Source organism: Sphingobacteriales bacterium (assembly GCA_016719635.1).
Lineage (GTDB): Bacteria > Bacteroidota > Bacteroidia > Chitinophagales > JADIYW01 > JADJSS01.
Window position 1 is genome coordinate 36,176 of record JADJYT010000010.1, and the last position, 13,882, is coordinate 50,057.

Genomic DNA, 13,882 nt, shown 5'->3' on the forward strand with positions numbered 1-13,882 from the left:
TTTATGAATCCTTTCAGAGATTTATCCTTCGAGAAAGCATGCTCCGATAATGTAGTTTATCTAAAACAGCATATTAAATCTTTAGTTTTCCTGCTACTGATCTGTAATGCTGTTTCACAAATGGCATCTGCCCAACAATGGTATTCGACGAACGTTCCCCGAAGCAGACATATTAATGCACTTAAATTCCTAAGTCCCGATGATATCTTGTTTGGCGGAGGCAACGAATTCAACGCATCGCTGCAGGAGTTATGGATATCCCGTAATAAGGGGATGGAATGGGAAAATGTAAACAACATAGCGGGGCAGCCCTGGATAAAATCGATGGCATTTCTGGATACTATAAAAGGATTTGCCGTTGGTGATTCGGCTACCATACTAAAGACAGAAAATTCCGCCCGATTTTGGACCGTCATTCCAAAACCTATACAAAACAGGGAGCTTAATAAAATAATTTATATCACGCCGCAAATACTCTTCATTGTCGGAGGCAGTATCCCATTGGCAGATACCGTCCAAACCATTTTAAAGAGTACGGATGGCGGCAACACCTGGGATATAAAACTGGACAGGAAAGGGTTTTGGCTAAACAGGATTAGTTTCACAGACACATTGATTGGAGTAGCAGTGGGAGACAACGGAACCATCCTGAAAACAACGGATGGCGGCAACACCTGGAATACCGTTACAGCGCCGGTAATGAGAAATTTCAATGCGGTCAGATTTATCAATGCAACTACCGGATACATCGTTGGCGGCAGCAACTATCCGGATTCTAAGAGAACTATCTTACGGACAACTAACGGTGGCATCAGCTGGGCTGTCCTGAATGATGAAGCCGGGGGAATCTTAAAAGACATTACATTCACCGGCAGTACCATCGGCTATATAGTGGGCGACAGTTCCACATTGCTTAAAACAACTGATGGCGGATTAAACTGGTCTGAAATAATCGTTCCCGGGGCATCTCCCAATCAAACATTCAACTGTGTGGAGTTTTACAATAATAATCTTGGTATGATTGGTGCCAATGACGGATATTTACATGTTTATACCGTATCTGAGCTGGCAACGGCTTATACATTAGGTGCCGGATATACCGATACTTTCAATCTATTGTTCAGCGCAGGTATTGACACACACCATGAAATTGCCGCCTACAATTTCAGCTACTCTCCCGACTCTACGTTCAGCACCTTTAACAATGCATTCTATTTCCCGGATAACATCAGGAATAATGCACTTGCCCTTATAAATTTAGCCGTCACGGATAGTTTCCTGCTGCCGGATACGACTTATTACTATTATGTGTCAGCACGTACACTAGCCGGTACATCATATGGAGACACACTGAGTTTTCGGACGGTTAGGACCGCATATACCTTTCAGACCTTGCCTGCCACCAACATCACCTCTTCTGCTGCTACTTTATTCGGTCAAATAGATAAATTCCCGTCTTCGGTAAATGTCAACTTTGAATATGGAACAAGTCCGGATTTCGGAAACGAAATAACGGCCATTCCGGCAACTGTCAGTGATACATTCTCTCATCCTGTATATGCAAACATCACCAACCTGGATTCCAACACAGTCTATTATTTCCGGTTAAAGGGTACTTTCAACAATAACACCTATTATGGAAAAGTCCAAACATTCTTCTCCGGAACCGTCTTTAAGACATTACAAACCCTGTCAGCTACCAATATCATTGATTCAGTGGTAACAATAAACGGTTTCATCGACAAATTCTTGCTTCCGGTTACATTGAGTTTTGAGTATGGCCCCTCCACCTTCTTAGGTCAGGAAGTAACAGCAAATCCAACCTCTGTAAACGATTCTTTACCACATGCCGTTACAGCCACGCTGGCAAATCTTCCACCCAATGAATTATTTTATTTCCGATTAAAGGGATTGACATCCGTATCTCCGTTTTACGGAGAAATACTTGTTTTCCGTTCAGGGCTTTCTTATGTTTATCTAAATACAGAGGATGCAACCCGTATCACCAATACCTCCGCACAGTTAAATGCAAGTGCAAGACATTTGTCTAGTCCGGTTATCTTAAGTTTCGAATATGGACTTACACCGGCATTAGGCAATTCCGTAACGGCCAGCCCTTCGACCATTACAGATACCGGATCTTATCTGATTTCTGCCAATCTATCCGGATTACAGCAGGAACAGATATATTATTTCCGGCTGAAGGCCGTCAGCGGCGGAATTACCACATATGGTGACACCAGACAGTTGTATACCGGTGCATCTGAAATTCCGAATTGGGATTTTCAGCATTGGAAAAGAGATACCGTCACCGTTCCTAAAATATGGAACCTTATAGATGAAGACTTTGAACGCGTTCAAGGCCATTCCGGTAATTATGCGCTGAAATTATCCAAACAGACCTTTGCCGTAATTGGTTCTATCGGGGATGGGTTTTTCGGCGGCACCTCACTTTTCCTGAACACCATACCAGACTCTATTGAAGCGTATATAAGATATAACGTTGAACCCGGTGATTCAGCGGGCATGATGGTCATCTTAAAGAAAGGAGGTATTGCCATTTCGACGACAATTTGCCCTGTAACAGGAAACTCAGCGGGAACATTCCAGAGAATAGTGACAAAAATCAATTATGATTCATTCGTGATACCCGACACTGTCTTTATATTAACTACGCCAACGATATACCTTTTTGAAAAAAACACCATCCGTACCAACAACGAGATAACGGTTGATGATATTGCTTTTCTGCCGGAACACGCCACATTCAGAAACAGTAATTTTGAGGATTGGTTTATTTCCTATGTGGAAAGTCCGGTTTCATGGTTTAACCTAAGGTACTTTGGCTTAGACACCCTTGATCCGTCTCAAAACCATATGGTTTCAAAGGTATTTTTTGAAGAACCGGAAGATTATGCAGCCAGCATTAGAAATATATCCTGGTATCAAAACTTAACAGTAGGCGGCGAATTATCTCTCCGGAACGGACTGATTGGTGGTTCCTGGGGCGGGTTCCCGGTTAAGGGGAAACATACCACACTAAATGGATATTATAAATACATTCCTGTCTGGAAAGACTCCATGACCATCCTGGTCGGGATGTACAAAGGAGATTCACTAGTCGGATCCGGACAGATAATCCACTGGGATTCTGTTCCCGAATTTACCCCATTCCGTGTACCGATTACCTACACAAGCAGTTCTGTGCCGGACTCTGCAGATATAATCCTTCGAAGCAGCAATAGCAAATCACCCGTCATCGGATCAACACTGATAGTTGACAAGCTAAGTTTTGACGGATTTGTGCTGACCGATATAACGAGCAAGATTACACCCCCTGAACTGTTCGAAGAGGCCGGCATAAAGATTTACCCCAACCCGTCACGTGATTATATTGTAGCGGAATGTGATAATATCAAATCCGCCTACACCATTTCCATTGTGAATATCCAGGGTCAGGTACTGAAAGAGATCAGGTTAGAAAGAAACCAAAAATACATTCAGATAAGAGTTGGCGAACTGGCCGTTGGAAGCTATTTTTTACTATTAGAAAATGAAGAGAAAATATACACCAAAAAGTTTATTGTATTGAAATAGATGCTTCCTTATTGCGTTTTTGATAACCTGTTACATCTGATTGCAAATGAAAAAAAATTATACAAAATTCCTCCTCCTTTTATTCCTATCAACTTCGAATTTCATACAAGCACAGCAAAAATGGTATTCCTCATTTGTTCCACGCGGCAGACATGTCAATGATATAAAGATCATCGATACGACGCGCATAGAAATTTCCGGAGGCAACGAATTCAATGACTCTCTGGCAGATATATTTTTATCCAATAACGGTGGGCTTTTCTGGGACTTCAGCTATAATGCCATCGCTCCCTGGATTAAATCCACCGCATTGAAAGACAGTATGACGGGATATGCGGCTGGTTTCAGCGGTTCCATCTTTAAAACTGTCAACGGCTGCGTTTCGTGGACAAAGATGCCGGCACCCATTAACCGCCAGTTTAATAAAATCATCTATACGTCTCCGGCTACACTTTTCATTGCGGGCGGAACGAAACCCGGTACAGATGCAGATACCCTTCAAACCATTCTGAAGAGCATTGACGGCGGAGCCACCTGGACGGTAAAACTGGATCGGAAAGGATATTGGCTGAGATCTATCAGTTTTGCAGATGCGCTGAACGGACTGGCCGTTGGAGACAGCGGCATCATCTTACGGACAACTGACGGTGGAAACTCATGGACCCAAATCACAGCTCCTGTCAGGCGAAATTTTAATGCGGTAAAATGTATCAGTTCCACCAAAGCCATTCTGTGCGGCGGCGATATCATCAATGCCACCATATTAAGAAGTTCTGACGGAGGCCTGTCATGGTCTGTTATCAAAGACACCGCAGGCGGCATCCTGAATGATGTATTCTTCCTGAATGATTCTGTCGGCTACATCGCAGGAGACCAATCTACTTTTCTTAAAACCAGAAACGCCGGTATGACATGGAAAGCTGACACGGTCAACCATTCCAATCTGTCACAAACATTCAATTCGGTGGCATTCACCAATGAAACCTTTGGAGCTATCGGAGGTCAGTTTGGCGCTATGCATATTTACACCTATATACAAGCCCCATCCGCTGCCACCTCCGGAGCCATTGTTACATCAGACACAACGGCCACGCTTAAGGCTGTAATTAATACACATGGCTATCCCGGCCTTTTTTCATTCCTGTATTCTACTGATTCCTCATTTGCGTCTTATACAGAATCCTATCCGGAACCTGTTCTCAGCAATTCCTATTTACCCGTCCAATACATCACTTTTGATTTGATTCGGGACACAACCCATTATTTTACCATCAAGTCATGGACACTGTCCGACACAGTATATGGAGACACCTTAAATTTTTTCTCCCATCCGCCGAGGTATTCTTACCAGACATTATCACCAACCAGTGTTTCCTCAACGGGCGCCACATTATCAGGTTCAATCAATAAATTTACAAGTCCCGTTACGCTTAGCTTTGAATATGGTACAACACCCTTACTGGGCAGTGAGGTCAGCGCAGTTCCGTCCAACTTGAATGATTCCCTGTTACACAGTATCACAGCTGTACTCTCAAACCTGCAGCCTAATAAAACCTACTACTACCGGTTAAAAGTAAATGCAAGGACAGAGTTGTTATTTGGAGAAACAGTAACATTTTTTACCGGTGTTGTCTATAAAACCGTTCAGACACTATACCCTACATATGTCCAAAACCAATCCGCCACACTGAATGGCGCTATTGATAAATTCTTACTTCCGGTGAATTTAAAATTTGAATACGGCACCTCTCCTGCTCTAGGTACTGTTGTTGCCGCCACGCCATATACCGTAAATGATACCTTATACCACACCTGCAGCACAGTCATCACCAATCTTTCACCGGCAACCCAATATTATTACCGATTAATTGCGGAAACAACAACCGGAACCTATTACGGGGAGATCATTTCTTTCAATTCAGATATCAATTACACCCTTTTCAAAACACTCGCTGCAACGGGAATCACCAGTTCTTCTGCAACATTAAATGGGGTGACAAATAAATTAAGCGCTCCGCTGAATCTCAGCTTTCAATACGACACTACGGCAAACTTTTTTCATCCGGTACCAATGGATGCAAACCCTAACCTGATCAACGACACGTTGCTGCATTATGTCAGTGCAACCGTTAATGGATTAGAGAATAACCGTCTTTATTATTTCAGGCTCAAAGGAACAAACAGCAATGCAGCTATTTTTGGTGATACCTACCAATTCTATACAGGATACCCGGAAATACCCAACTGGGATTTTCAGGATTGGGAAACGGATACCGTCAATATTCTCCGATACTGGAATGTCGGCCTGGACTCATTCAGCCGTGTGCAGGGACATTCCGGAAATTACGCACTCAAGCTCAGCGGCCAGACCTTTGCATTAAATGGTTTTCCGGATGATTACCTGGGTTTCTTAGGAGGCTATCCGCTAGTCGGACGCCCTGACTCGGTAGTGGCCTATCTGAATTATTATGTCGAAGCCGGAGATTCTGCCTTTATGCTGATTTTCCTGAAGAAGGACGGGCAAATAATCAGCAATAATATGATTCCGATTACGGGAAACTCCGGCGGAATATTTAAAAGATTTTCGCACAAATTGGATAACACCTCCTCATTGACTGCAGACAGTATCATCTCGGGCTTTGCCAGTACTAATTTGTTTTCCGGCTATAGCCGATTTACCAACAACTACCTGATTATTGACGATATTATACTAAATCCGGGCAACCTGACATTTGCAAACAGTAATTTTGAAGCATGGTTTCCCCAAGTCATTGAAAATCCAAGAGGATGGTTTTATATAAAATACATTGGATTGGATGATAATCCCTCCACCAAACACATGGTTTCCAAAGCATATTTTAATGCACCGCAGGACTATGCTGCAGAGATTAACACTATAACTTTTAATACCTTGAAAGCAGGAGGCAACCTGTCTACCAATACATTTATTAATGACAAAAGCGGGGGATTCCCGGTAAGAGGACGTCATGTTTCTCTAAACGGATATTATAAATACATCCCGGCAGCCGGTGATACGTTGGAGATAAACATCGACATGAAAAAGAACGGACAGAGTATCGGTGGCGGCTCATTTATCAGCTCGGATGCCACTCCGGGGTTTATACCGTTCACACTTCCCATATTCTACAATAATGACCTTTATCCGGATAGTGCCGCCATCTCATTGAACAACACCAGGAAGAACAACAGAAATGCAGCCGGTTCAGCCCTATTTGTGGATAAGCTAAGTTTTGACGGATTCTACACGGACATCCGTAACAACAACACGGCTGAACTGTTGGAATTAGATGGCATGAAAGTATTTCCCAACCCGGCCAAAGACATACTCATCATCGAGAATCTGTCAGACAATTCTAAAGACTGCTCACTGACGCTTTTAGGAACGAACGGACAAATTATACGGGAAGTAAAATTAACATCCGGACAACGAACGGCTCAGTTGGATGTAGGAGATATTTCACCTGGTTTCTATTTGCTGGTGATGAAAAAAGGCAATCAGGTATTCAATAAAAAGATTGTGATTCAGTACTAAATTTATTTTAGTATCGCATCATAGAGTACCTGTTGTATTTTTGGCCGGATGTTCTGTTTGGCCAAATTGTTGACTTCCGCACTTGGATATACCCGATTGCAGAGAAATATGAAAATCAAATTATTCACCGGGTCCGCCCAGGCGATAGTGCCTGTAAAACCGGTATGCCCGAATGATTCCGGTGACGCGGCGTCACAGGTGGGGCCATCCTGTCCGGGAGGAGTTGGTTTATCAAAGCCTATTGCACGGCGATTGTTCGGAAACTGTTTGGACGTAAAACTCTTTACCGTATACGGCTGATAATACCGGTATCCGCCATACACTCCTCTGTTCAGCAACAGCTGAAAGTATTTTGCCAGATCGTTTGCATTCGAAAATACACCTGCATGCCCGGCAACACCGCCCAGCAAAGCGGCGCCCTGGTCATGGACCGTTCCAAGCAACAGCGACTGCCTGAAATTTTTCTCGATTTCTGTCGGCATGATTTTATTGACATCATATCCATTCCATTTCGGATTGTATTGTGTATGATACATACCTAACGGTGCATACAGATATCTCTTTGTCAGGTTCTGCAACGAATCATTATATATTTTCTCAATGATTTGTTTCAATAAATAATAGCCCAGGTCACTGTATTTGTATTCCTTTCCGGATAATGCGCAATTATAAATCATGCTCCAGACGGAATCCTGAAACGATTTTTTCAGAAAGAGACTGTCTGAAATTCTGACGGAAAACAACAAATCCTGTGTCTTGGAATACCATAAACTGTCGGGATTTCCTGCTGCATCCAATGAATTCTTGTAAAACGGAATCCACGCCGGCAAACCCGCCTGGTGACACAACATTTCCTTTATGATGATATCTTTTTTATTGCAGCCTTCCGGGTAGGAATGGTAATCTCCCAGTCTTCTATTGACATCCAGCTTCCCCTGCTCCTGCATTTTCATTATCATGGGCAAGGTCGCCGTTACTTTGGTCACCGATGCGATATCAAACAAATCGGTGGTTTTGGTGGCTATGGTATTGTCGTACGTATGAAACCCGTATGCTTTCTCGTAGACAACATTGCCGTCTTTAGCGACCAGCAGCTGTGCGCCCGGAAATATTTTGTCATCAATGGCTTTGTAAATGATGGCATCCGCCTTTTGCAGCGTTTTGCCGTTCATATTCACTTCGAGCGGGCTGCCGTATTTCAGACGCATATCAGACTGCGTACATTCGCCGTCACCGTATTGAAACTTCCCGACGGTCACCGGCAAAATCCCTTCCGCTCCTCGCGCTCCGAAAATGATTTGTGCCGTTATCGACTCCGCTTCCTCTTCTTCGTTATACCCGACAATCACGGTATTGAAATCCTGAAAATATTTTAAACTGTACGGCGAACCAAATACAGTCAGTATGGTCTGGGTTTGCCTGTTGAGCTGCTTTAAGAATGCAACAGCGTTATCCGTTAATCCAAAATTCTTGGAAGCAAAACGGCTCATATCCTGTATATCCGCTATGACGAGATGGTAACCTTTCAAAGTATCCAATACGTCCTTGAATGTTGCAGCACTTTCACTTTTGGGAATATAAAAATGATCTACCTGTGTGTATTTATCGAGCGTATTGGAGAAAACCGTCTCTTTACCGCTGCCAACGCCTACATGTGCTATGCGCTTTTGCAGGTTTAATATCGGAAGTATATATCCGCTGTCCCGGGCTACTGTTATGGCGTTCTCCATCAGTCTATACTTCAGGAATTTAGACTGCTCGCTGTTGATATCCTCGTTAATACCCTCGAGCTTTATCGGTTCATATCGGTTCAGTCCCAACCAGTATTTAGCTGCCAATATTTTGCGCACCCGCCGGTTAATCAGTTCTTCCGGAATAATGGAATCCTGTAATATTGTACAATGAATTTTTTCCATGGTTTTATCGATATTATCTGGAAACAGCATCATATCATTACCTGCCAGAATGGCCATCACCTCTGCGGTACCGGAAGGGTAATATTTGGTAATGCCCTTCATGTTCATGGCATCTGTAAAAATCAACCCTTTGAATCCCATCGAATCGATTAATTTTTGCTGAACAATCTGCGGGGATAACGTTGCAGGGAAATTAGGTGCCGCATCAAGCGCCAGCACATTCAGGTGCGATACCATGATGCTGCCGACACCATAACGGATAAATTGTGTAAAGGGATATAATTCGACAGCTTCCAATCGTTCCATCGAATGTTTGACTACGGGTAAATCTTTATGAGAATCCACGTCGGTATCTCCGTGTCCCGGAAAATGCTTACCGCTTGCGAGGATAGTATTATCCTGTAATCCCTGCATGTAGGCAATTCCTCTGCGCACGACGCCGAACTTGTTATCTCCGAATGCACGGTCATTGATCACCGGATTATTCGGATTGCTGTTGACGTCAATATCCGGCGCGAAATTGATATGGATACCGATGCGTTTCATCTGACGGGCAATTTCTTTACCCATATCATAAATCAGCTCCGTATTATCAATGGCTCCAAGGGTCAGCTGCCGAGGATACGAAATGGTATTATCCAGACGCATGCCTAAACCCCATTCCCCGTCAAACCCTATCCAAAGCGGTGATTTGCTTTCCGCCTGGTAACGATTGGTCAGCTCTGCCTGTTTTTGGGGCGTTCCCTGAAAAAATATCAGCCCACCCACCTTGTAGTCTTTAATGTACTTGTCTACTGACTGATAACTGGCTTCATCCTTATTGGAATAGGCGGCCACCATAAACAACTGGCCGATTTTTTCATCCAGCGTCATATTTTTCAGCAGGGAATCTACCCAGGCATTCGATGTATCTTTTAAATAAGGAGGATCGGCTGCATAAGAGCAGGCGATAAACAGTAAACAGTAAACGGTAAACAGTATTTTACATTTCAATCCTTGCATCTTATAAACCGTTACAATAATCAGTCCTAAAGTTGCCCAAACATACTAAAATTCATTTCTTTCCTGCCGGCAAACTTTACACTTTGGTGGAAACACCTGTTTTGATGATAATTTAATGCCCCAAATAACAGCATTTAACACGTGGTAACGCTTACAATTTTGTAATATTGTGTGAACTATATGTCTGATATCATACGATTATTGCCCGATGCCATTGCCAACCAGATTGCCGCCGGTGAAGTGATTCAGCGCCCGGCATCTGTGGTGAAAGAATTGCTGGAAAACAGTGTGGATTCAGGCGCTAAAAACATTCAGTTAATTGTAAAAGACGCCGGCCGTGCACTCATACAGGTGGTGGATGACGGCTGTGGCATGAGTGAAACCGATGCCCGTATGTGCTTCGAACGGCACGCCACTTCAAAAATCACCAAAATTGAAGATTTGTTCGCCCTGCATACCTTTGGATTCCGGGGAGAAGCGATGGCATCCATCGCAGCTGTGGCGCAGGTAGAACTCAAAACAAAATTACATACCAAAGAAATTGGAACGATACTGATTGCCGAGGGTTCAAAAGTGGTATTACAGGAACCTTGTTCGCACAATGCAGGCACCTCAATTTCCGTCAAAAATCTATTTTATAATGTTCCGGCACGCCGGAATTTCCTGAAATCGAATCCGATAGAAACCAAGCACATACTGGATGAATTTATCCATGTGGCATTGGCCAATCCGGACATCTTCTTTACCTTGCACCACAACGGCATAGAAATCTATCACCTCAATCCCGGTAATCTTCGTCAGCGGATAGTGGGCATCTTTGGGAAAAGTTACAATGAAAAATTAGTCCCGATAGAAGAACTGACAGATTATGTAAGTGTTCGGGGCTTTATTGGGAAACCGGAACTCAGTAAGAAAACACGGGGAGAGCAGTTCTTCTTTGTGAACAACCGGTTCATCAAAAATAATTTCTTAAATCATGCCATTTCAAAGGCATACGATGGTTTGATAACGGATAAAAACTTTCCCTTCTATTGCCTTTTCATTGACATTGAACCGGGTGCCATTGATATCAATGTACATCCTACCAAACAGGAAATAAAGTTTGAAGATGAAAAATCCATCTGGTTACTGCTGAACGCCGCTGCCAAACACGGACTTTCCCAATACAGTGTAATGCCGACCATAGATTTCGAACACGAATCTAATTTCAATCAACTGGTGGATGAACGAGTGTATAACGAACAACCGTTTAAAGTAGTGCAGTCCAAATTAAACTCGGACACGAACACCAGAGGCTCGTATCATTCGCCGTTTGATAAAGATATTCCCGCCACACATCAGAAGGATTTTCCGAGGGAAAGAACGGGAGGTTTTGATGGCTGGAAAAAACTATATGAAATCGACGAAGAAACGGCAGAAAGAACCGTAACGATACGCAGTAAGATGGATCAGCTGGAGGCGTTGGAAAGTGAGAATGAGATCTCCAATAACCCCTTTAAAAATGAACGTTTCGAGCCGATACAATTACACGAACGCTATATTTTAACCCAAATTCGCAGCGGATTTATCCTGATAGACCAGCACAAGGCACATCAGCGTGTATTGTACGAGCAATACCTGCAGAACTTATCCAATCAGCCGGCAGCTTCCCAACAGACCTTATTTCCCAAGACACTGGAATTAAGCGGCAGCGATGCTGCAATGTTGCAGGAAATATTGCCGGAACTGAGAGTTTTGGGATTTGACATTGAATTTTTTGGCGGAACTACTTTTGTGATACACGGCATGCCGGGTGATCTGAAAGATGAGAACGAAAACCAACTGATAGAAAGATTGTTAGAAGACTATAAAAACAGCAGTAAAACGGACAGCTTTGACAAAAGAAAGAATATTGCAAAAACATTAGCCTATCAGACCGCCGTTAAGTCGGGCCAATTGTTGGACAAGGCGTCCATGCAGCAACTGATAGATGAATTGTTTGCCTGCGAGCAGCCCAACATCAATCCGGTTGGATTAGCTACTTTTACACAATATTCTTTTGATGAAATTGAACGAAAATTTAATTCCTAATCCCTAAAGTGAACTATTTTATACTACGAAGATGAATCAATTCAGACGATTTGGCGGAATAATGGACATGAGTCCTGTTGTGAAGAACCTGATACTCTTGAATGTACTGGTGTTTGTCGCCTGTTTGTTATATCCGAACCTGACAGGACTGTTTGCCATGCACTATCCGTCCAACCCGGATTTCAAGCCCTGGCAGTTGGTGACGCACATGTTTACGCATGGCGGGCTCCTGCACATTTTCTTTAACATGTATGCCCTGTTTAACTTTGGTGCCTTATTAGAAAATGACCGCGTACTGGGCAGCAAGCGATTTGCGTTCCTATACTTATTTTCCGGTTTTGGAGCCATTTTCTTTCATTTAGCCATCAACGCGATCATGGCGTATAACTATACCGGTACGATCATGTTCAACAATGAGAGTATCGCCAACTTAACCTTAAGCGCAGACGCCATCAAGAATCTGTCCGCCATCTATTATTCCGGTGTGGTGGGTGCTTCCGGAGCCATTTATGGCCTGCTGGCAGCATTCGGCTACTTATTCCCCAATACGCCTCTGATGTTCCTGTTCATTCCGGTGCCTATCAAGGCAAAATATATGATCCCATTGGTCATCATAGCGTATGATATCGCTTTTGCACAATATGGACTGGATAATGTGGCGCATTATGCGCATATCGGTGGCGCGGTCTTTGGATTTTTATTAATTTTATTTTGGAATAAAACCAGTAAGGAAACTTTTTACTAATTATTTTAATCAGGAGTTAACCAACAGCCTATGTACGGAAATTCCGTTTGGGACGATATAAAATGGCAGTTCAGGTACGGCACGGATTTAATCAAATTAATCCTTGTCAATATCGCCGTGTTTCTGGTGATCAACCTTGTCCAGCTGGTTTTGTTTTTTGCACAAAAACAGGGTGCCTTTGAATTAACCCATTGGCTATCGCTTTATGCGTCCTTCCCGAAGTTAGCACATCAGCCGTGGGGTATCCTTACCTATATGTTTGTGCATGAAAGTTTCTGGCATATCTTATGGAATATGCTGGGCTTGTATTGGTTCGGCCAGATATTGCAGGATATGATCGACAAACCTAAACTATTGCCTTTGTATCTTTTCGGAGGCATCTTTGGCGGCTTGCTGTACATCCTGTTTTACAATATCTTTCCGGTCTTTAATACCGTGCTGGGAAGCGCTACCTGTATCGGGGCTTCTGCAGCCGTTATGGCTGTCGTACTTGCCGCGGCGACCATTGCACCGAATATGGAACTGATGCTGTTCTTATTCGGCTCTGTAAAAATAAAATGGATTGCATTGGTTTATGTGGTGCTGGACATTATAAATATCCAGAACGGGAATGCCGGCGGGCATATCGCACATTTAGGCGGCGCATTGTTCGGATTCATTTTCATCAAACAGCTGCAGAATGGAAATGATTTATCCAAATCATTTTACATGGCAACAGATTTTCTTCCCAACTTATTTAAAAAGAAATCCAAACTGAAAGTCGTACATAAGAAAGAATATGCGTTTACTTCAGGACAACACAACAAAGAAAAAGTGAATACACAAAAAAACAAGACGCATCTGGATACCATCAGTAAACAGGAACGATTAGATGCCATTTTGGATAAGATCAATCGTTCCACCTACGATAGCCTGACCAAGGAAGAAAAAGATTTTTTATTTAAAATCAGCCAGGAGGACTGAGTTTGCATATCAATTTTTGATTATATTTCAGTTTCA

6 protein-coding genes are annotated in these 13,882 nt (G+C 43.0%); 5 read left to right on the top strand and 1 reads right to left on the bottom strand.

Translation table 11 applies throughout. The annotated features are described in order from the left end of the window. Positions 1–3 precede the first annotated feature (3 nt). Both IPM95_13570 and IPM95_13575 read left to right on the top strand, forming a co-directional pair. On the top strand, positions 4–3,597 hold the full coding sequence (locus tag IPM95_13570) for a T9SS type A sorting domain-containing protein (GenBank protein MBK9330297.1): 3,594 nt from the start codon (positions 4–6) through the stop codon (positions 3,595–3,597). Between the two features lie 46 nt (positions 3,598–3,643). After that, entirely contained in the window at positions 3,644–7,150 is a 3,507-nt protein-coding gene (locus tag IPM95_13575) for a T9SS type A sorting domain-containing protein (GenBank protein ID MBK9330298.1), read from the top strand. 2 nt (positions 7,151–7,152) lie between these two features. Here IPM95_13575 and IPM95_13580 read toward each other — a convergent pair whose 3' ends face one another. Continuing rightward, positions 7,153–10,068: a serine hydrolase gene (locus IPM95_13580; protein MBK9330299.1), complete on the bottom strand. Its 2,916-nt coding sequence runs from the start codon at positions 10,066–10,068 to the stop codon at positions 7,153–7,155. A gap of 180 nt (positions 10,069–10,248) precedes the next feature. Between IPM95_13580 and mutL the strand changes: the two genes are divergently transcribed. Genes mutL through IPM95_13595 form a run of 3 tightly spaced genes read left to right on the top strand, consistent with a single transcriptional unit; the run spans position 10,249 to position 13,846 of the window. After that, entirely contained in the window at positions 10,249–12,138 is a 1,890-nt protein-coding gene (gene mutL, locus IPM95_13585) for a DNA mismatch repair endonuclease MutL (GenBank protein MBK9330300.1), read from the top strand. 31 nt (positions 12,139–12,169) lie between these two features. After that, the gene (locus IPM95_13590) at positions 12,170–12,883 is read left to right on the top strand and encodes a rhomboid family intramembrane serine protease (GenBank protein MBK9330301.1); all 714 of its coding nucleotides are present in this window, start codon (positions 12,170–12,172) and stop codon (positions 12,881–12,883) included. 30 nt (positions 12,884–12,913) lie between these two features. Then, complete coding sequence (locus tag IPM95_13595) at positions 12,914–13,846, top strand: rhomboid family intramembrane serine protease (GenBank protein MBK9330302.1); 933 nt, start codon at positions 12,914–12,916, stop codon at positions 13,844–13,846. Positions 13,847–13,882 lie beyond the last annotated feature (36 nt).

Excerpts from the sequence above, each read along its gene's own strand:
- IPM95_13570 (MBK9330297.1), top strand. The coding sequence starts at position 4 with ATGAATCCTTTCAGAGATTTATCCTTCGAGAAAGCATGCTCCGATAAT.
- IPM95_13575 (MBK9330298.1), top strand. The coding sequence starts at position 3,644 with ATGAAAAAAAATTATACAAAATTCCTCCTCCTTTTATTCCTATCAACT.
- IPM95_13580 (MBK9330299.1), bottom strand. The coding sequence starts at position 10,068 with ATGCAAGGATTGAAATGTAAAATACTGTTTACCGTTTACTGTTTACTG.
- mutL (MBK9330300.1), top strand. The coding sequence starts at position 10,249 with ATGTCTGATATCATACGATTATTGCCCGATGCCATTGCCAACCAGATT.
- IPM95_13590 (MBK9330301.1), top strand. The coding sequence starts at position 12,170 with ATGAATCAATTCAGACGATTTGGCGGAATAATGGACATGAGTCCTGTT.
- IPM95_13595 (MBK9330302.1), top strand. The coding sequence starts at position 12,914 with ATGTACGGAAATTCCGTTTGGGACGATATAAAATGGCAGTTCAGGTAC.